Below are 17,782 nucleotides of genomic sequence, written 5' to 3' on the forward strand. Positions count from 1 at the left end.
AACACTTTTTTGTTACAATACATAACGATACATATTATTCGCCACGTATATAAGTTAATGATATACTCTTGGTAGAATATACTTGAAGGAGGAAATAAAATGGCAATTGTAAATGCAAATGACCAAAGCTTCGCAGCTGAAACTAGCGAAGGTGTTGTATTATTAGATTTCTGGGCACCTTGGTGTGGACCTTGTAAAATGATCGCTCCTGTATTAGAGGAAATTGATGCAGAATTAGGCGAAAAAGTAAAAGTAGTAAAAGTAGACGTGGATGAAAACCAAGAAACTGCTCGTCAATTCGAAGTAATGAGCATTCCAGCTCTTTTCGTATTAAAAGACGGTAAAGTAGTTGATCAAGCGTTAGGTTACAAACCGAAAGAAGCGTTAGTAGAATTAGTTTCTAAACACTTCTAAAATAAAGGGCTACCATTTGGTAGCCTTTTTTATTTTCCTTTTTTACACCTTTCCGTTACAATAAAAGAACGTATGTTGGGTGTTTTGGCATAGTATGTTTTCATGTGAAAATAAAGATGCTAAGCATGTAGAAATGGAGGGTAACGAGTGCACGAACATTTAAAAGAAAAATTGGCTATTTTACCAGATCAACCTGGTTGTTATTTAATGAAAGATAAGCAAGGAACGGTTATATATGTCGGAAAGGCAAAAGTGCTTAAAAATCGTGTGCGCTCGTACTTTACTGGTTCGCATGATGGAAAAACACTGCGGCTTGTAGGAGAAATTGTAGATTTTGAATATATTGTAACTTCCTCAAATCTAGAGGCTCTCATTTTAGAGTTAAACTTAATAAAAAAACATGATCCAAAATATAATATTCAATTAAAAGATGATAAAACATATCCTTTTATTAAAATTACAGCTGAGAAACAGCCGCGATTACTTATTACGCGAAATGTAAAAAAGGATAAGGGAAAGTATTTTGGTCCTTATCCGAATGCACAATCAGCTCATGAAACGAAAAAGCTGCTAGATCGTATGTATCCGCTTCGTAAGTGCTCAAATATGCCAGATAAAGTTTGTTTATATTATCATATGGGTCAATGTTTAGCGCCTTGTGTGAAAGAAGTGACGGAAGAACAAAACAAAGAAATTGTAGATGAAATTATTAAGTTTCTAAATGGTGGGCATAAAGAAGTTCGTTCAGAATTAGAAACAAAGATGTATGAAGCTTCAGAGAAACTAGAATTTGAACGTGCAAAAGAGTTGCGGGATCAAATTGCTCATATCGATGCGATTATGGAAAAACAAAAGATGATTATGAGTGACTTAGTGGATCGTGATGTGTTTGGGTATGCAGTTGATAAAGGATGGATGTGTGTTCAAGTTTTCTTCGTTCGAAAAGGAAAGTTAATTGAACGTGATGTTTCTATGTTTCCAATCTACGATGAACCAGAAGAGGGATTTTTAACGTTTATTGGTCAATTTTATGAGAACAGCAGTCATTTTAAGCCGAAGGAAATTGTCGTTCCAGGAAGTATAGACTCAGAGTTAGTAGAGCGCTTTTTAGAAGTTGAAGCGACACAGCCGAAACGTGGTAAGAAAAAAGATCTTGTAGAATTAGCAAATAAAAATGCGAAGATTGCTCTTGAAGAGAAATTCTACTTAATTGAACGTGATGAAGAGCGAACGATTAAGGCGGTAGATCATTTAGGGAAGCAGCTCGGGATTGAAACACCTTATCGTATTGAGGCGTTTGATAACTCAAATATTCAAGGGACAAATCCTGTTTCTGCAATGATTGCTTTTATCGATGGGAAACCAGCTAAGAAAGAATATAGGAAATATAAAATTAAAACGGTTCAAGGGCCAGATGATTATGAGTCTATGAGAGAAGTTGTGAGACGCCGTTATACAAGGGCGCTGAAAGAGAGTTTGCCTTTACCAGATTTAATCATTATTGATGGTGGAAAAGGGCATCTGGCAGCTGTAAGTGATGTTCTAGAAAACGAACTCGGTTTATATATTCCGATGGCAGGGCTTGTAAAAGATGACAAACATAAAACTTCCCATTTAATTATTGGAGATCCACCTGAACCTGTGATGCTTGAGCGAAATAGCCAAGAATTTTATTTATTGCAGCGCATTCAAGATGAAGTGCATCGATTTGCGATTACATTCCATCGTCAATTACACGGGAAATCTGTCATTCAATCAGCACTGGATGATATTCCTGGAATTGGAGATAAACGAAAAAAGATATTGTTGAAACATTTTGGTTCATTAAAGAAGATGAAAGAAGCTTCTTTAGCTGAATTTGTCGAAGCGGGTATGCCGAAAAATGTCGCAGAGACGATTTATACTTATTTAACAGATAAGAAGACGTTGTAGTTTACAACGTCTTCTATTTTCTGGTATAATTTCTGAAGATTTAAAATAAACCTAACTAAATGAAAATACAAAAAAGTCAACTAAACTTATATGTCTAGTTGACTGTAGGTAATGCTACACTTCAATGAGATCTTTTATATCCCATTTCACAAGAAATGTAATAGAGTCTGAACGTTTTTTCTTTTCTTCATAGGACTCTGCAACGACGTTTCGTTGCTTTTGAATTTGTTCAGCGATGAATCCAGCTTCTAATTGATAAGAAGAATGTCTGTTTTGTTTTTGACGTTCAGCGATGAGTGTGCCTTTAAGTTGGAACTGCATTTCACGACGCTTATGTTCAATAATGCTTAAAGTGCCCCAGCCAGCTTTTTCAAAGAACTGAATGACTTCTTCAATTGTTTCTAGTGGATATTTTCTTGCAAGGTTTCTACCAGACCAGTATAAAATACCATCTAAATCGTTACCGATTAAATCAGGTAGTAATTCTTCACGTAGCAATTCATAAGCGAAGGCGTTCAATGAAACATCTTCTAAAGATGTTGTATCGATTGTATTTTTACTCACAATATTCCCCTCTTTCTATAGGGATTATTATATAACATTTCTCATTTATAAAAACAGATTTTTCTTTGGGGAAATCTGAATATATAAGAAGGGAAAAAGAATTGGCAAATTATATGCAAATTATGTATACGTTTTCTTGACGCTTCGACAAAAATAGGGGTAAAATGAACTTGTTATCAAATTATGCTGAAATATTTCGAATAATTTTTTCAGTTTTTCTTATGCCAATAGTGAAAAAACATTATTGTTGTAAATTAATCTGAAAACAGCAGTCAAACATTCAAGGGGGTAATGGGGACATGAAAGGCCGCGAGTATACGTTTCGTAAGTGGCACTCATTAATGGGGGTCATCCCGGTTGGTGTCTTTTTGACGCAACATCTAATTGTAAACAACTTTGCAACAAGAGGAGCAGAGGCTTTTAACAAAGCTGCAGGCTTTATGGAGCTCCTTCCATTCCGGTATGCGCTAGAGATTTTCATCATCTTTTTACCGATACTGTACCATGCTATATATGGCTTATATATTGCATTTACAGCTAAGAACAATGCGGTTTCTTACGGTTATTTCCGTAACTGGATGTTCGTCTTCCAAAGAATTTCAGGTATCGTTACACTGATTTTCATTTCTTGGCACGTCTGGGAAACTCGTATTCAAGCAATGCTAGGTAAAGAGGTAAACTATGATATGATGGCAGATATTTTAAACAATCCAGCTATGTTTGCATTCTACTTAGTTGGTGTTGTTTCAACAATTTTCCACTTTGCAAATGGACTATGGACATTCTGCATAAGCTGGGGAATTACAGTATCTCCACGTTCACAAAGAATCTCTACTTATGTAACATTAGCTATTTTCTTAGGTCTATCTTATGTAGGTGTGAGTGCATTATTAGCGTTCATCGATCCACAGCTAGCAAACCAGTAAGGAGTGGGAGAGCATGAAAGGGAAACTTATAGTAGTCGGCGGTGGCTTGGCCGGCTTAATGGCAACGATTAAAGCGGCGGAAGCAGGAGTAAATGTTGAACTATTTTCTTTAGTACCAGTAAAACGTTCACATTCTGTATGTGCCCAAGGTGGAATTAACGGTGCCGTAAATACGAAAGGTGAAGGGGATTCTCCATGGATCCACTTTGACGATACAATTTATGGTGGGGACTTCTTAGCGAACCAACCGCCAGTTAAAGCAATGTGTGAAGCAGCACCTGGTATTATTCATTTAATGGACCGTATGGGTGTTATGTTCAACCGTACGGAAGAAGGACTTCTTGATTTCCGTCGTTTTGGTGGAACACAACATCACCGTACAGCATTTGCTGGTGCAACAACTGGACAGCAATTACTATACGCATTAGATGAGCAAGTACGTCGTCACGAAGTAGCAGGACTTGTAACGAAATATGAAGGTTGGGATTTCTTACGAGCTGTTGTTGATGACGAAGGTGTGTGCCGAGGAATCGTTGCACAAGACTTACAAACAATGGAGATTAAAAGTTTCCAAGCTGATGCCGTAATTATGGCAACAGGGGGCCCTGGTATCATCTTTGGAAAATCAACTAACTCTATTATTAATACAGGTACAGCAGCTTCTGCTGTATATCAACAAGGCGCATATTATGCAAACGGCGAGTTCATTCAAATTCATCCAACGGCAATTCCTGGAGACGATAAATTACGTCTTATGAGTGAATCGGCACGTGGTGAAGGTGGCCGTGTTTGGACATATAAAGATGGTAAACCATGGTACTTCCTAGAAGAAAAATATCCGGCTTACGGAAACCTTGTACCTCGTGATATTGCAACGCGTGAAATCTTTGACGTTTGCGTAGAGCAAAAACTAGGTATTAACGGTGAAAACATGGTGTACTTAGATCTTTCTCATAAAGATCCGAAAGAACTAGATATTAAACTTGGTGGAATTATTGAAATCTATGAGAAGTTTACAGGTGATGATCCTCGTAAACTACCAATGAAAATCTTCCCAGCAGTTCACTATTCAATGGGCGGACTATGGGTTGATTATAAGCAGATGACAAGTATTCCAGGTTTATTTGCAGCAGGTGAGTGTGATTATTCTATGCATGGTGGTAACCGTCTAGGTGCGAACTCACTATTATCAGCAATTTACGGTGGTATGGTAGCAGGACCGAACGCGATTGAGTATATGAAAGGTCTTTCTAAATCGTCTGATGCTGTTTCATCTACTGTATATGAGCAAAATGAATTAATCGAAACAGAGAAATTTAACAATATTTTAATGCTTGATGGTAACGAAAATGCATATGTTCTTCATAAAGAGCTTGGAGAATGGATGACAGATAACGTTACAGTAGTTCGTGAAAATAAAAAGCTACTAGAAACTGATGCGAAAATTGAAGAGTTAATGGCGCGTTACAAACGCATTAACATTAACGATACAGCGAGATGGAGTAACCAAGGTGCTTCATTTACACGCCAACTTGCAAATATGTTTGAGTTAGCACGTGTTATTACAATTGGCGCATATAACCGTAATGAGAGCCGCGGGGCGCATTACAAACCTGAATTCCCAAATCGTGATGATGCAAACTTCTTAAAAACTACGATGGCGAAATTTGAAGGAGAAGGAAATGCACCAGCATTCCATTACGAAGAAGTGGATGTTTCATTAATTAAACCACGTAAACGTGACTATTCCTCAAAACATGATGTAGCTGCTAAGGGTGAAGAGAAGGGGGATAAGCAACATGTCTGAGAAAACAATCCGCCTCATCATTACGAGACAAGATGGACCAGACGCTCAAGCGTTTGACCAAGAGTTTGAAATTCCATATCGTCCAAATATGAACATTATTTCGGCACTGATGGAAATTCGTCGTAATCCTGTTGATTCAAAAGGAAACCAAACGACTCCGATTGCATGGGATATGAACTGTTTAGAGGAAGTATGTGGCGCATGTTCGATGGTGATTAACGGAAAACCACGTCAATCATGTACAGCTCTTATTGATCAGTTAGAACAACCAATTCGCTTAAAGCCGATGAAGACATTCCCAGTTGTACGTGACTTACAAGTTGACCGTAGTCGCATGTTTAACGCTCTAAAACGCGTTAAAGCTTGGATTCCAATTGATGGTACGTATGACTTAGGACCAGGACCAAGAATGCCTGAGAAGAAACGTCAATGGGCTTATGAGCTTTCAAAATGTATGACATGTGGTGTTTGCTTAGAATCATGTCCAAACGTAAATAGTAAATCTGACTTTATTGGACCAGCACCGTTATCACAAGCTCGTTTATTCAACTCACATCCGACGGGTGAAATGCATAAAGCAGATCGCTTACGTGCAATTATGGGAGATGGAGGACTTGCAAACTGTGGTAACTCTCAAAACTGTGTGCAATCATGTCCGAAGGGTATTCCATTAACAACTTCAATTGCGGCATTAAACCGTGATACAACAATTCAATCGTTTAAAGATTTCTTTGGTAGCGACAATAACTATTAATAAATATTGCCTCTTCATGTTGAAGAGGCAATATTTATAACTTTATTTTTCTGTTTATTCTGTTTATTTTTAGAGCGAAAAGGAGAGGAAACAATGAAGAGGATTTCTTATATTGAAGACTTTGAGCGATGGGAAAGTGGTTTTTCATTTTACAATCCTGTAAAAGTTCGTTTTGGTGAAGTAGATATGTTTGGGCATGTAAATAATGTCGTTGCCTTTACCTATTTTGAAGAAGCACGTATCGCATTGTTTAAAGAACTTGGATTTATGCAAGAATGGACGCATGAATCTTCAGAAACGATGATCGTTGTTGCAGATTTACAATGTAATTTTATTAAGCAAATATATTTTGATGAACAGTTGAAGGTGTATGTAAAAGCGGGATCGGTTGGGAATTCTTCTTTAGATTTGCATTACATGGTGAAGAATGCAGAAGGAGAAGCTTGTTTAGTCGGCCGTGGAATGATGGTTCAAGCATCGAAAAAAACGGGAAAAGGCGAACCGTGGCCTGAAGAATGGAAGAAAAAATTACTACAATGATAGAGTGAAAGAAAAATAAGAGAGCAATTTGCTCTCTTATTTTTTGTCTTTCATTGCTTCTTCTAATGTTAAATGATGTTTATATATGTATGTAGCGTATGGATTACCAACGTAGCGCAAATGCCACGGTTCATATGAATATTCTGTTGTTTCTGTTTTATCTTCTAAATAACGAATGACAAAGCCAAATTCATGGGCATGTTTTGCAACCCATTTTCCTTCGGCTGTCTCTCCAAAAATAGGCTCTAATTGGAATTTAGCAGATTTTGAACTAATATCCATTGCTAAACCAGTTTGATGTTCACTCGTACCAGGAATGGCACTTACTGAATCAGCTTCAGCTTTTCCTTGACGTCTAACGTATGTATCATGTAATGATTTTTGGCGTTTGTATGAACGATAACCAGATACAGCTGTAAGTTCAAGGCCTTCTTTCTTTGCCGCTTCAAACATATTTTCAAGCGCATCTGCAGCATCTTTACGCAGCAATGTTTTTTCTTTATCTTTTGGACTAGTAAATGGTACGTTTGGTCTTGTTAAGTCTTCAGGTATGTATCCGTCTGGTAGTTTTCGATGTTTATTCACTAAGACAAGATTAGACTCTGGATTTGTTACAACGGAAAAATCATTTTCTAGCTTCTTTGCAGTATGATCAGCTTTTGGAAAAGCAGGAATCTCTTCTTTTTGGTGATTACTATGCTGTTGACTTTCGACAGCTTTCGCCTCATTTTGTAGTGGTGATTTAGAACTAAAGTAAGCGAAAGAAGTGATACCGATTACAATAGTAGTGGCAGAAATAATGATTATCTTTTTCATGATACCTTGTAATCACAGTCCTTTCTTAATAAAATATGTATCGTTTTTTATTATAAGTCTAGTTTACTGAAAAAGAAATATAAGAGTCGTAACGTAATAGAAATGCAAAGAAAATGTCAGAAAATGTGTGAAATTGTAGTATTTTTTCATATAATTCATTTCTTATCTTTCATGAAATTCATTTTTTATGTAATATATATACATAAGAAGATGTAGCGATTATCGAGAATGAAGAACTTCTTGTATAGACTAGGAGTGAATGGGAATGGATTTTGCAACAATTATTGGGCTCATTTTAGGATTTGTAGCGGTAGTAGTAGGGATGGTCGTCAAGGGCGCTGACATAACAGCCTTATTGAATCCTGCCGCAGCATTAATTATTTTTATCGGTACATTTGCTGCAGTATGTATAGCATTTCCGATGAATCAACTAAAAAGGGTTCCAAAATTATTTAAAGTTCTTTTTGGTTCAAATAAAAAGGATTTAAGTTATGAACAGTTGCTAGAATTATTTGTTCATTGGACATCAGAAAGTAGAAAATACGGTATTTTGTCTTTAGAGCAACAATTAGACAAAATTCAAGATGAATTTCTTTTGCGTGGTATGAAATTTGTGATTGATGGCGTATCCGCAGAAGATCTAGAACAGATTTTAGAAGCTGAATTAGAAGCAATTGAAGAAAGGCATGCAAAAGGAGCGGCAATTTTTTCTCAAGCTGGTACATATGCACCGACATTAGGGGTTTTAGGTGCTGTTATTGGTCTTGTAGCTGCACTTGGCAATTTAACTGATATTGAAAAGTTAGGTCACGCTATTTCGGGTGCTTTTATTGCAACGATTTTTGGTATTTTTTCAGGCTATGTATTATGGCATCCATTTGCAAATAAACTAAAGCAAAAATCTGCAGCTGAATTAGAGAAAAAACGTTTAATTATTGATTGTTTATTAATGTTACAAGAGGGTACATATCCGTTTATTATGAAGAACCGCATTTTAGGTGCACTTTCTGCAACTGAGCGTAAAAAGCTAGAAAAAGGAGCAGAAAAAAATGCGGAGTAAAAAAAATAGAAGAGGCAAAAAGAAAAAACACGAAGAACATATCGATGAAACTTGGTTAATCCCTTATTCTGATATGTTAACGTTGTTATTTGCATTGTTCATCGTTTTATTTGCGATGAGTAGTATAGATGCTGCGAAGTTCAAACAGATGGCAGTAGCATTTCGAAGCGAATTAGCAGGTGGAACAGGAAATAAAGAGTTTTTAAGTGATCAGAAGCCAAATGATGAAAAGGAATTATCAGCAAGTAGCCTTGAGGCAGAACAAGCAAAAAAACAAGAAGAAGCTAGAGAAAAAGAAAAAAAAGAAATGGATGAATTGAAAGCATTACAAAAAAAGATTGATCAATATATTAATGAGAAACAATTATCCTCTTCTTTTCAAACTAAATTAACTGAAAAGGGATTAATGGTGACAATATTAGAGAATGTGCTGTTTGATTCGGGGAAAGCAGATGTGAAGTTAGAATCACTAGGGATTGCAAAAGAGATGTCTAGCTTACTTGTTTCAGCGTCACCTCGTGAGATTACAGTATCTGGTCATACGGATAATGTCCCTATTGCCAATGCGCAGTTTGCATCGAACTGGGAATTAAGTACGCAGCGTGCAGTTAATTTTATGCAAGTATTACTCCAAAATAAAGAATTACAACCAGAAAAATTTAGTGCGATTGGTTACGGAGAATACCGTTCAATTGCTCCAAACGATACACAAGAAGGAAAGGCAAAGAATAGGCGTGTGGAAGTGTTTATCTTGCCTTTAACAGAGAAGGGAAAATAAAGAGGATGGCGAATGCCATCCTCTTTATTTTGCATCAAATGATTTTAAGTTGTCGCGACGGATTTTATCTTTTTCTGCATCTGATTTTTTGAAATCATAATCATATAAAGCGCCTTCCCAATCGCCATACATTGGATTCGGGAAAACAATAAATTTCTCACCAAATTGTGCTTTCGAATCTGATACTGCTTGATTGCGGTCTTTTACAGACTTTCCATCAAAACCAGTGAAATCAGATAAGTTATCACCGAAGAATAAGAAGATATCATGTGTTTGCGAAACGAGTTCACGGCGTTTTTCTTTTCCTTTCTCTTTCGGATCTTGTAGTAATATATGTTCTTTCGTTGCTTGAGGAGCACCTACACGCTCAAGATTTTTAATTGTTGCATCTAGTTGGTTCGTTTTACGATTTGAGATGTAATAAATATCTACACCTTTAGACTCCGTATATTTTAAGAAATCAATTGCGCCTGGAAGGGCTTCAGCTTCGGCCTTATTAATCCAATCATCCCATTTGTAAGGATAGCCTTTTCCTGTTTTTACGCTCATTGCTTGATGAGGGCTGTTGTCTAAAACAGTTTCGTCTAAATCAAGTACGATAGCAGGCTTTTTCTCTGTCCCTTTTGCAAGAGCTGCATCAAGCTTCAATTGACCGATATTGTACCCTTGGTAGTAAAGTGCTTTCGTTTCACCGGCTGTTTGATACCATAAATCAGCCATTAATTGCTGTTCTGTTAATTTTACTTTTTCTTCTTTTGCCACTGTTTTCTCTGGTGTTCCTGAACATGCTACAAGCGATGTAGATAGAACCGCTACAGATAATAAAGTGGTAATACCCCTCTTCATCTTCATATGTATCCTCCTTGATGTTAGAAAATCATCTTATATTATATATTAAAATATAAAAATTTTTTATGAACATTTGCATATTATCTTTTGTATATATAGTAGTATGTCCTATATTAGAAAGATGAGAAAAATAATGGAAATCGTTTTGACAACTTTTATTGTCGAAATGACAATTATAATTGACAAATGACATGATATTATTTACAATTTTAACTAAATAGAACAAATGATGGATTAAGGAGATGTTACATACTAAGAGGATGAAGTGTAGTGCTATATTTTATCCTGAATAAACATAGTCTTTGAAAGAGAGTATGAATGATATTAAAGGGGAGGCTTTATACTTTGAGTTTACAAATTCAGAACTTAACGAAACTATTTGGGGAATCAAAAGCAGTGAACGGTTTGCAAATTTCGTTACCAAGAGGTGAAGTACTAGGATTACTTGGACGTAATGGTGCAGGGAAAACAACGACAATCAAAATGCTTCTCGGATTATTAACGCCAAATGAAGGCTCTATTACATGGGATGGAAAAACATTTGGGACTAGTGGGGTAACGATTGGGTATTTACCAGAAGAAAGAGGTTTATATACAAAAAGTAGAGTAATAGACCAGTTGCGATATTTTGGTAGATTAGAAGGAATGTCGAAAAAAGAAGTAGATCTTGCTATTGATCACTGGTTAGAGCGATTAGCAATACCGGAATATAAATTTAAAACGGCAGGAGAGCTTTCAAAAGGAAATCAGCAAAAAATCCAATTAATTGCTGCTCTTCTTCATAATCCTGAACTTCTCATTTTAGATGAACCATTTAGTGGACTGGACCCAGTTAATGCTGGAATGTTAGCTAGCATTATTGAAGAACAAGTACAGAGCGGAAAGACCATTATTTTATCTAGTCATCGTATGGAACAAGTAGAGGCTTTTTGCCAACATGTATGTATTTTGAAAAAAGGCGAAGCAGTCGTAAAAGGCCAGTTAAGTGATATTAAAAAAGAGTACGGTTTCCGTAATTTAACGATTGAAGATACAGAAGAGAACGCGAAGGGATTAGAAGCTATTCATGTATCCTATGAAAAACAACAAGGCCTTCTTTATGTGCAAGTACAAGATGATGCAGAAGCTCTAAAGATTTTACAACAGTTGCAAGAACAAGGTGTTACCTTACGACAATTTAAAATGTTAGAGCCGACGTTAAACGAAATCTTTGTAGAGAGGGCGAAATAACGATGCGTAAATTTTCTCACGTATTTTCATTTTATTTCAGGGAAGCATTTTTATCTAAAAAATCATTAATTACGAGTGCGATTTTATTTTTAGTTGTGTTTGGACTTTTCGCATTTAATCATTTCACTGCTGATAACGATAAAGGAAAAGATAAATTTGCGGTAGTAACGGAAAGCGATACTTATAAAGTGCAAGAAAGTGATGTAACAAAGTTACTTCCGTCTGCTAAAGTAACTGTAGAAAATAAGGATAAATTTAATGAGCTACGTAAGCAAGTGGAAGATGGGGATTTAGACGGTTTATTCCATATTACAGAAAAGAATGGTATTCCGGAAGTGACGTATATGTATAGTGGTTTTCCGAGTCAATCAACTGCTACACTTATGGCAAGTTATTTAAAGGAACAGTATACAGCGGTAATGATTGAAAAAAATAATGTATCTGCCGAAGTAGCAAAACAGTTACAGATGGAAATTCCGTTAAAACAAGAAGCAGTAAAGGATCATGCATCTTCCTTTGGAATTGGTTATGTTTTCTCCTTTGCTTTATATATGTTTATTATTGTGTTTGGAACTGCAATTGGGACGACGATAGCCTCTGAAAAGTCATCTCGTGTTATGGAGTTAATGCTTCCGAAAGTAAAACCATTAACAATGCTACATGCCAAAATTTTAGCAATTGTTTCTAGCGCTTTACTATTACTAGTTATTGCTTCCTTCGGTTTTCTTGTACCATATTTATTAGGTTGGGTAGATTTAGAAAACGCATCTTTAATAGGACTTACACTAGACTTTTCTAAATTGGATGCGGTAGTAATTAGTATGTTCGTTGTATATTTTGTTACGGGCTACTTACTATATGCAATGTTATATGCAGCGGTTGGGGCTGTTGTATCAAAAATTGAGGATGTGCAATCTCTTTCGTTCCCAATTACTATGTTAGGTATAGCAGCATTTTTCATTAGTATTAAATCATTATTTGATCCTAATAGTACATTAGCTGTAGTTAGTTCATATATTCCATTCTTTACACCTATGGTTACATTTTCAAGACTTGTAGCTGGTGAAGCAGGTGCTGTAGAAATTGGTGTGACATTAGTAATTTTATTGGTGACTATCGTTATCATCAATATGCTTACAAGTCGCATTTACGTAAATGGCGTAATGAATTACTCAGATAAAGTGAAATTTAAAGATTTAGCGAAGTTTATAAAGCGTCAATAATGAGAGAAAAGTATGATTTCCTATTGGAATCATGCTTTTTCTTTATGTATAAATTAAAAATAGTATATAATAATAAGAGTCGTCTTTTAATAGAATGAATACAAAGGAGGGTGTGCAGATGGGGATTAGTAGTCGTTTTACAGTAGGTGTTCATATGTTAACGTTACTTGCGATAGATCGAAACTCTCGCTGTACCTCTGAATGGATTGCTGGTAGTGTGAATACAAATCCAGTTGTGATTCGTCGCATTACAGGAATGTTGAAGAGAGCAGGACTTGTTGATGTACAAGCTGGTAAAGGTGGTACGACACTTGCTCGTGATTTAGAAGAAATTACATTACTTGATGTATATAAAGCAGTGGAAGTTGTAGAAGAAGGACAACTATTTTCCTTCCATGAAAATCCCAACATTGAATGTCCAGTAGGAGCTAATATTCAATCAGTATTAGAAATTATTTTAATGCAAGCGCAAGAAGCGATGGAAAACGTACTTGCAAATGTAACGGTAGATCAATTAGTTACAAACTTAAAGTCTAAAATGAAAGAGTAAAAAAGCGAGCAACCTCATAATGAGGGCTCGCCTTTTTTTATTCAGAAATATTGAAAATTCTATTTTTCAGTATTTAAAATGAATTTACCAACAATAGCTGCTACGATACCACCAAGAATTGGTGCTACGATGAATACCCATAGTTGAGAAAGTGCTTCTCCGCCAGCGAATAGAGCTGGTGCGATACTACGAGCTGGGTTAACAGAAGTTCCAGTTAACGGAATTCCTAATAAGTGAACTAAAACTAATGTGAAACCAATTACTAATCCTGCTAGAGAAGAACTTCCTTTTTTACCTGTTACAGCAACGATAACTAAAATGAATACGAAAGTTAAAATAAATTCAACTAGAAATGCTCCAGATAAACCAAGAGTTCCAAAACCATTTTGTCCTAAATTATCTAAAGGTGTTTTAGCAGAGCGTAAAATCGTTACTAACGTTGCAGTTCCTAATAAACCACCTAAAATTTGAGCTAATACATAATAACAAAGTTCCATAGCGTTCATTCTTTTGTTGATGAACATAGCTACTGATACTGCTGGGTTAATGTGACATCCAGAAATTGTTCCGATGCTATATGCCATAGCCACAATAGATAGACCGAAAGCCATAGCGATTCCTAATGTTCCAATTCCTTCAATTCCGCCGCCAATGACAGCTACTCCAGTTCCGAATAATACAAGTACAAATGTACCAATAAATTCAGCGATTGCTTTTTTTAACATAATTTACCTCCTAATATTGCGCATGAAACGTATTATAACATAGGTTTTAGTATAAACAGCTAATGAAATACTATTCTGATAAGGCGAAATAGGGGGACAATAAAAAAAGAGTATAGTTCTTTGTTAGAGAACTATACTCTTTTTTATGCAGTTTTTTTCTGCTTAATGACTGGAGCAGAACGGTTTAAAACGCTATTTGCAACCATTCCTAACATAATAATAATCATTCCTAGTAGGGAAAGACCACCAGGAAATGAACCATTCAAGAAAACAATTTCGCCAAGCACGGTAAAGACCATCGTTCCAGCTTGCGTTGCTTCAACAGCTCCAAGTAGAGAGAGGTTATCTTTGGCTAAGTCAGTAGCAAAGAAAAATGTCATCGTCGCAATCACGCCAGAACATAATGCTAACAAAAATCCTTGCAACATTTGGCTGGATGTTGGAATACCAGTAGTAGAAAATCCGTATATACCAAGTAAAATTGTTATAGGTAGACTTCCTATTGCCATTCCTAATACACGTTGGAACGTATCAAGACGTCCGCCAACAAGTTCCATCATTTTTCGGTTGCCGAATGGATATAAGAAGGCTGCTACTACGACAGGTAAAAAACCTGAAATGAACTGAGTCATTGTAATATGACCTGCTGCAGTCGCTTGCATACAAATTACACCAAGTAAAATAAATAATGCGACATATAAACTACGAAGTGGAATTTTTCCGCGTACAAGTTTTGTGCCTGATTTCGTTTCTAATTTAACGAAGAATAATGGTGATAAAAGTAAACCTGCTAATATAGTAACTTGCCAAGTTCCAGCAACGAGCCAAGCTGGAGAAAAGACAGCTGCGAAACTTAATAAAGAATAGAAACCAATACCAGCAACGGAACCCCATCCGATCCACGCTAATGGATGTTTCTTTAATTCTTCCCATAAACCCCTTAAGTTTTTGCGAAATAAAACGATAAGGAATAAAATAGGGAGAGCAAATAAAAAACGGAAGGAAGCTGTCCAGGCCCAGCTCGTTCCAGATACATTCATCGCTCGATTAATAATAAAGGTTGCGGAAAAAAAGGCTGATGATAAAAGGCCTAATAAAATTGCGCGCATGAAGTATAGCACTCCTTTCGAAATTTGATGATTATGTATAGTATAATATACTTAAAAATAATAAAAGTAAACTATTTTATACTTTAAGGTGGTTTTATAGATGAAAGAACATGAAGATATGCAAACGAAAGAAGTCATTCAGCAAGTAGGTCAGCTGTTAAGACAAATTCGAAATGAACAAAAATTAAGTTTAGAAGAATTAGCCCAAAAAACTGGGGTTAGTAAATTAACATTAGGAAAGATTGAAAGAGGCGAAACGAATCCGACGCTAGCTGTCATTTGGAAAATAACGAAAGGGTTATCGATTCCTTTATCGAGATTGATGGTTGTTGGAGAACCTGTAGCTGTGGCGCGCTGCGGAGAAGGATTTGCAGTAGATGTAGGACAAGCATGGCATTTAGAAACGATGTTCCGCTATACGAAAGAAACGGGGATGGAAATGCACCGTGCTTGTTTAAGATCGAATAGTATATATGAACCGGAAGCTCATCATGAAGGTGCTATTGAGCTTGTAACAGTAATGAAAGGGAAAGTATCGATTCAAGTAGAAAGCGATGTATACGAATTAAATGAGTTTGACTCTATTCAATTTGAAGCGAATAAAAAACATAGTTATAGAAATGAAGAAGATGAAGTAGCAGTATTACATTTAACGATGAAATATTCTTCATAAAAAAATCACCTATAGGATTCTATAGGTGATTTTTTATATTTAGATTAAGTATATGCAGGATGCCACTAGTACGAACGTGGCATAAGTAATAAACAAATAAAATAAACTAAAAACCCCGTCCCAAAACATAAAATAGCAATGACCCAAAGTATGCGAATGAGAGTAGAGCTAATATCAAAATATTCCCCTAAACCACCGCATATACCAAATAGCATTTTATCAGTTTCGGATTTACATAACCTTTTTGACATCTTCCAATCCACTCCTTTTTATCCCGCTTTAACGAGCAGTAAGAACTCCACCTAAAAATTCAGCGAAAGCAAAGAAGTTAGGTGGGGGTTAACTACCCGTAAAAGCCCGATTGGTTTAACTAATAATCAGTGGGGGGATGAACAACCCCCCACTGATCAAAGTTTCACTTTATAGCAAGCTATATACTTCTATTCTATATGGAAATTTATGAGAAGACTATGCGGTTGTATTACATTTTTTTTAGGGAACAGTCGTATTAATTGTCTTAATTTTCAGTTGATATTAAAATTATAGTAAGAGGTAACTTTTAATAAAGGGTGGGGGAAATAGAGATGACAGTATATTGGCTGACTAATGTAATGCTTGAATCGGGGTATACATATGAAGAGGGGAGAATTTCCCAAACAGAAACAGAGTTATGTAGTTTACTCATTGAAGATGGACGAATTAAAAAAATGATAGCAGGGGCTGTTCAAGAGGAAGGAGTATTAATTCTTGATGCTAATCGTTTATTGATTTTGCCAGCTTTCGAAGAGATGCATATTCATATTGATAAGACATATTATAGTGGCCCTTGGAAAGCTTGTATGCCAGCAGAGAATATTTTTACGCGTTTTAATGAAGAAGAAAAAATTCTGCCGAAGCAATTAGCAACTGCTCAAGATAGGGCGGAAAATATGTTAGCGTTATTGCTTCGAAATGGTGCAACGAATATAAGAACGCATTGTAATGTTGATCCGATTATTGGACTTGGTAATTTGGAGGCGACGTTATCGGCGTTGGAAACGTATCAAAATCAGGTTTCTGGTAGAATTGTTGCTTTTCCGCAACATGGATTATTGCGTAGTAATTCTGTACAACTTGTGAAAGATGCGATGCGTATGGGTGCGCATCTAGTCGGTGGAGTGGATCCAGCTACAGTGGATAATGATATTGAAAAATCATTACATACCATTATGGATATCGCAGTAGAATTTAATGCGGATGTTGATATTCATCTGCATGATGCGAATAATCTTGGGACGTTTACGATGAAGCGATTGGCAAGTTTAACAGAAGAAGCGGGATGGCAAGGTCGCGTAACAATTAGTCATGCACTTGGACTTGGTGGTGTTACGGATAAAGAAGTTGAAGAAGTGGCGGAAAGACTAGCTGCTTTAAATATTGATATTACTTCAACGGTGCCAATTGGGAAACAAGTAATCCCAATTCCGTTATTAGATAAAAAAGGTGTGAAAGTTTCATTAGGAAATGATAGTATTACTGATCATTGGTCACCGTTTGGCACAGGTGATATGCTGCAAAAGGCAAATCGATTAGCGGAACGTTTTGGCTGGAGTGACGAAAGGTCTTTAGGAAAAGCCCTTCGCTTTATTACGGGAGGAAAAGAAACGTTAAACAATGAAGGGAAGCGAGCATGGCCGAATGTAGGAGATGAAGCGAGTTTTGTTTTGACGAATGCAACATGTACTGCTGAAGCGGTAGCGCGTCAAACAGAGAAACGTTTAGTCGTGCATAAAGGGAATATTGTTGTTGGAAGTTTAAATGAGGTGGAATTAAATAATCTTGTGTAAAAGAAT

Annotated in this window: 19 protein-coding genes; 13 read left to right on the forward strand and 6 right to left on the reverse strand. The window is 36.3% G+C overall.

Features of this window, described 5'->3' with window-relative positions; genetic code table 11:
• Positions 1–99: 99 nt before the first annotated feature.
• Together trxA and uvrC are read left to right on the forward strand one after the other, a co-directional pair.
• Positions 100–414: a thioredoxin gene (gene trxA, locus AC1Q8N_RS08880; RefSeq protein ID WP_001018943.1), complete on the forward strand. Its 315-nt coding sequence runs from the start codon at positions 100–102 to the stop codon at positions 412–414.
• 147 nt (positions 415–561) lie between these two features.
• Positions 562–2,346: an excinuclease ABC subunit C gene (uvrC, locus tag AC1Q8N_RS08885; protein ID WP_000544268.1), complete on the forward strand. Its 1,785-nt coding sequence runs from the start codon at positions 562–564 to the stop codon at positions 2,344–2,346.
• A gap of 114 nt (positions 2,347–2,460) precedes the next feature.
• Here the strand turns inward: uvrC and AC1Q8N_RS08890 are convergent, their stop codons facing one another.
• Positions 2,461–2,910 carry a YslB family protein gene (locus AC1Q8N_RS08890; protein ID WP_000042225.1) on the reverse strand — a complete coding sequence of 150 codons (450 nt, stop codon included), beginning with the start codon at positions 2,908–2,910 and terminating at the stop codon, positions 2,461–2,463.
• 299 nt (positions 2,911–3,209) lie between these two features.
• Here AC1Q8N_RS08890 and sdhC point away from each other — a divergent pair, with 299 nt between their 5' ends.
• The 4 genes from sdhC to AC1Q8N_RS08910 all read left to right on the forward strand — a co-directional run bounded on the left by sdhC (position 3,210) and on the right by AC1Q8N_RS08910 (position 6,937).
• On the forward strand, positions 3,210–3,836 hold the full coding sequence (sdhC, locus tag AC1Q8N_RS08895; protein WP_000678354.1) for a succinate dehydrogenase cytochrome B558: 627 nt from the start codon (positions 3,210–3,212) through the stop codon (positions 3,834–3,836).
• Between the two features lie 13 nt (positions 3,837–3,849).
• Positions 3,850–5,643, forward strand: coding sequence for a succinate dehydrogenase flavoprotein subunit (gene sdhA / locus AC1Q8N_RS08900; RefSeq protein WP_048541272.1), 1,794 nt, complete (start codon positions 3,850–3,852; stop codon positions 5,641–5,643).
• A complete protein-coding gene (gene sdhB / locus AC1Q8N_RS08905; RefSeq protein WP_001291827.1) occupies positions 5,636–6,397 on the forward strand; it encodes a succinate dehydrogenase iron-sulfur subunit in 762 nt (253 codons plus the stop codon). The genes sdhA and sdhB overlap by 8 nt, the downstream gene beginning before the upstream one ends.
• Positions 6,398–6,490: 93 nt before the next feature.
• On the forward strand, positions 6,491–6,937 hold the full coding sequence (locus AC1Q8N_RS08910) for an acyl-CoA thioesterase (protein WP_000822749.1): 447 nt from the start codon (positions 6,491–6,493) through the stop codon (positions 6,935–6,937).
• A gap of 36 nt (positions 6,938–6,973) precedes the next feature.
• Here AC1Q8N_RS08910 and AC1Q8N_RS08915 read toward each other — a convergent pair whose 3' ends face one another.
• Positions 6,974–7,753, reverse strand: coding sequence for a M15 family metallopeptidase (locus tag AC1Q8N_RS08915; RefSeq protein ID WP_048541274.1), 780 nt, complete (start codon positions 7,751–7,753; stop codon positions 6,974–6,976).
• A gap of 265 nt (positions 7,754–8,018) precedes the next feature.
• Between AC1Q8N_RS08915 and motA the strand changes: the two genes are divergently transcribed.
• Positions 8,019–8,813 carry a flagellar motor stator protein MotA gene (gene motA / locus AC1Q8N_RS08920; RefSeq protein ID WP_048541276.1) on the forward strand — a complete coding sequence of 265 codons (795 nt, stop codon included), beginning with the start codon at positions 8,019–8,021 and terminating at the stop codon, positions 8,811–8,813.
• Complete coding sequence (gene motB, locus AC1Q8N_RS08925; RefSeq protein ID WP_001256743.1) at positions 8,803–9,591, forward strand: flagellar motor protein MotB; 789 nt, start codon at positions 8,803–8,805, stop codon at positions 9,589–9,591. Before motA ends, motB begins: the two co-directional genes overlap by 11 nt.
• Positions 9,592–9,615: 24 nt before the next feature.
• Here the strand turns inward: motB and AC1Q8N_RS08930 are convergent, their stop codons facing one another.
• Positions 9,616–10,443 carry a 5'-nucleotidase, lipoprotein e(P4) family gene (locus tag AC1Q8N_RS08930; RefSeq protein ID WP_098079517.1) on the reverse strand — a complete coding sequence of 276 codons (828 nt, stop codon included), beginning with the start codon at positions 10,441–10,443 and terminating at the stop codon, positions 9,616–9,618.
• A gap of 342 nt (positions 10,444–10,785) precedes the next feature.
• Here AC1Q8N_RS08930 and AC1Q8N_RS08935 point away from each other — a divergent pair, with 342 nt between their 5' ends.
• The 3 genes from AC1Q8N_RS08935 to AC1Q8N_RS08945 all read left to right on the forward strand — a co-directional run bounded on the left by AC1Q8N_RS08935 (position 10,786) and on the right by AC1Q8N_RS08945 (position 13,443).
• Entirely contained in the window at positions 10,786–11,670 is an 885-nt protein-coding gene (locus tag AC1Q8N_RS08935) for an ABC transporter ATP-binding protein (protein ID WP_048541284.1), read from the forward strand.
• 2 nt (positions 11,671–11,672) lie between these two features.
• Complete coding sequence (locus AC1Q8N_RS08940) at positions 11,673–12,893, forward strand: ABC transporter permease (protein WP_048541286.1); 1,221 nt, start codon at positions 11,673–11,675, stop codon at positions 12,891–12,893.
• Positions 12,894–13,011: 118 nt separating this feature from the next.
• Complete coding sequence (locus AC1Q8N_RS08945; protein ID WP_000512998.1) at positions 13,012–13,443, forward strand: Rrf2 family transcriptional regulator; 432 nt, start codon at positions 13,012–13,014, stop codon at positions 13,441–13,443.
• Positions 13,444–13,502: 59 nt separating this feature from the next.
• Here AC1Q8N_RS08945 and AC1Q8N_RS08950 read toward each other — a convergent pair whose 3' ends face one another.
• Together AC1Q8N_RS08950 and AC1Q8N_RS08955 are read right to left on the reverse strand one after the other, a co-directional pair.
• Complete coding sequence (locus tag AC1Q8N_RS08950) at positions 13,503–14,168, reverse strand: MIP/aquaporin family protein (RefSeq protein ID WP_000913204.1); 666 nt, start codon at positions 14,166–14,168, stop codon at positions 13,503–13,505.
• Positions 14,169–14,311: 143 nt separating this feature from the next.
• Positions 14,312–15,277, reverse strand: coding sequence for a DMT family transporter (locus AC1Q8N_RS08955; RefSeq protein WP_098079519.1), 966 nt, complete (start codon positions 15,275–15,277; stop codon positions 14,312–14,314).
• A 100-nt stretch (positions 15,278–15,377) separates the two neighbouring features.
• Between AC1Q8N_RS08955 and AC1Q8N_RS08960 the strand changes: the two genes are divergently transcribed.
• A complete protein-coding gene (locus AC1Q8N_RS08960; protein ID WP_000658052.1) occupies positions 15,378–15,950 on the forward strand; it encodes a helix-turn-helix domain-containing protein in 573 nt (190 codons plus the stop codon).
• 65 nt (positions 15,951–16,015) lie between these two features.
• Here AC1Q8N_RS08960 and AC1Q8N_RS08965 read toward each other — a convergent pair whose 3' ends face one another.
• A complete protein-coding gene (locus AC1Q8N_RS08965; protein ID WP_000044335.1) occupies positions 16,016–16,201 on the reverse strand; it encodes a PspC domain-containing protein in 186 nt (61 codons plus the stop codon).
• A 333-nt stretch (positions 16,202–16,534) separates the two neighbouring features.
• On the opposite strand from AC1Q8N_RS08965, the gene AC1Q8N_RS08970 reads away from it, so the two are divergent.
• Positions 16,535–17,776: an amidohydrolase family protein gene (locus AC1Q8N_RS08970; RefSeq protein WP_098079521.1), complete on the forward strand. Its 1,242-nt coding sequence runs from the start codon at positions 16,535–16,537 to the stop codon at positions 17,774–17,776.
• Positions 17,777–17,782 lie beyond the last annotated feature (6 nt).

The sequence above is a fragment of the Bacillus sp. GW823-FHT06B01 genome, from assembly GCF_058952315.1.

What these genes read in the sequence shown, in the direction of transcription:
- trxA (WP_001018943.1), top strand. Translation starts at nt 100, where the DNA reads ATGGCAATTGTAAATGCAAATGACCAAAGCTTCGCAGCTGAAACTAGC.
- sdhC (WP_000678354.1), top strand. Translation starts at nt 3,210, where the DNA reads ATGAAAGGCCGCGAGTATACGTTTCGTAAGTGGCACTCATTAATGGGG.
- sdhA (WP_048541272.1), top strand. Translation starts at nt 3,850, where the DNA reads ATGAAAGGGAAACTTATAGTAGTCGGCGGTGGCTTGGCCGGCTTAATG.
- sdhB (WP_001291827.1), top strand. Translation starts at nt 5,636, where the DNA reads ATGTCTGAGAAAACAATCCGCCTCATCATTACGAGACAAGATGGACCA.
- AC1Q8N_RS08910 (WP_000822749.1), top strand. Translation starts at nt 6,491, where the DNA reads ATGAAGAGGATTTCTTATATTGAAGACTTTGAGCGATGGGAAAGTGGT.
- AC1Q8N_RS08915 (WP_048541274.1), bottom strand. Translation starts at nt 7,753, where the DNA reads ATGAAAAAGATAATCATTATTTCTGCCACTACTATTGTAATCGGTATC.
- motA (WP_048541276.1), top strand. Translation starts at nt 8,019, where the DNA reads ATGGATTTTGCAACAATTATTGGGCTCATTTTAGGATTTGTAGCGGTA.
- motB (WP_001256743.1), top strand. Translation starts at nt 8,803, where the DNA reads ATGCGGAGTAAAAAAAATAGAAGAGGCAAAAAGAAAAAACACGAAGAA.
- AC1Q8N_RS08930 (WP_098079517.1), bottom strand. Translation starts at nt 10,443, where the DNA reads ATGAAGATGAAGAGGGGTATTACCACTTTATTATCTGTAGCGGTTCTA.
- AC1Q8N_RS08940 (WP_048541286.1), top strand. Translation starts at nt 11,673, where the DNA reads ATGCGTAAATTTTCTCACGTATTTTCATTTTATTTCAGGGAAGCATTT.
- AC1Q8N_RS08945 (WP_000512998.1), top strand. Translation starts at nt 13,012, where the DNA reads ATGGGGATTAGTAGTCGTTTTACAGTAGGTGTTCATATGTTAACGTTA.
- AC1Q8N_RS08950 (WP_000913204.1), bottom strand. Translation starts at nt 14,168, where the DNA reads ATGTTAAAAAAAGCAATCGCTGAATTTATTGGTACATTTGTACTTGTA.
- AC1Q8N_RS08955 (WP_098079519.1), bottom strand. Translation starts at nt 15,277, where the DNA reads ATGCGCGCAATTTTATTAGGCCTTTTATCATCAGCCTTTTTTTCCGCA.
- AC1Q8N_RS08960 (WP_000658052.1), top strand. Translation starts at nt 15,378, where the DNA reads ATGAAAGAACATGAAGATATGCAAACGAAAGAAGTCATTCAGCAAGTA.
- AC1Q8N_RS08965 (WP_000044335.1), bottom strand. Translation starts at nt 16,201, where the DNA reads ATGTCAAAAAGGTTATGTAAATCCGAAACTGATAAAATGCTATTTGGT.
- AC1Q8N_RS08970 (WP_098079521.1), top strand. Translation starts at nt 16,535, where the DNA reads ATGACAGTATATTGGCTGACTAATGTAATGCTTGAATCGGGGTATACA.